Source organism: Rugamonas apoptosis (assembly GCF_014042355.1).
Lineage (GTDB): Bacteria > Pseudomonadota > Gammaproteobacteria > Burkholderiales > Burkholderiaceae_D > Rugamonas > Rugamonas apoptosis.
The window spans coordinates 1-604 of record NZ_JACEZU010000043.1 but is presented as its reverse complement, the minus strand read 5'-3'; the positions used below and the strand labels follow the sequence as shown (position 1 = coordinate 604).

Annotated in this window: 1 protein-coding gene; it reads right to left on the bottom strand. The window is 57.0% G+C overall.

All coding sequences use genetic code 11. The annotated features are described in order from the left end of the window. Positions 1-604 (bottom strand): IS3 family transposase (locus H3H39_RS27345; protein ID WP_182157694.1); only part of this gene is annotated, 604 nt, incomplete at both ends.

The window sequence follows — 604 nt, the reverse complement described above, 5'->3', positions numbered from 1 at the left end:
GAACCTTGATCCGAATGAACCATCACGGGATCAGCCGGCTTGCGTCGCCAAACAGCCATCAACAGCGCATTCATCGCCAGCTCTGTATCAATCCGTGAACTCATCGACCATCCAACGACCTGGCGTGAGAACAGGTCGAGTACAACTGCCAGGTATAGCCAGCCTTCATAGGTCCGAATATAAGTTATGTCCGTCACCCAGACCCGGTTTGGCTCAAGCACGTCAAATTGCCGCTGCAGATGATTCGGCGCCACCACCGATGGCACACCACCACCTTTCCACTTGCGCTTGCCATACCCGGTCTGCGAGCGCAGGCCCGCTGAGCGCATGATGCGGTGAACGCGATTGATGCCGCATCGCTCTCCCAGTTCACGCAGGTCATCGGACACCTTGCGGTAGCCGTAGACCGCGCCGCTTTCCAGCCATGCCTGCTTAATGTGGCCAAGCAGGCGCTTATCTTCCTTGGCCCGCTTGCTTTCAGGTTGAACGCACCACGCGTAGAAACCGCTGGGATGAACTCCCATCATCTTGCACAAGCGCCGCACCGGAAATTCGTCCTGCACTTCCTGAATGAAGGTGTACCTTACCCGGACGTCTTGGCAAA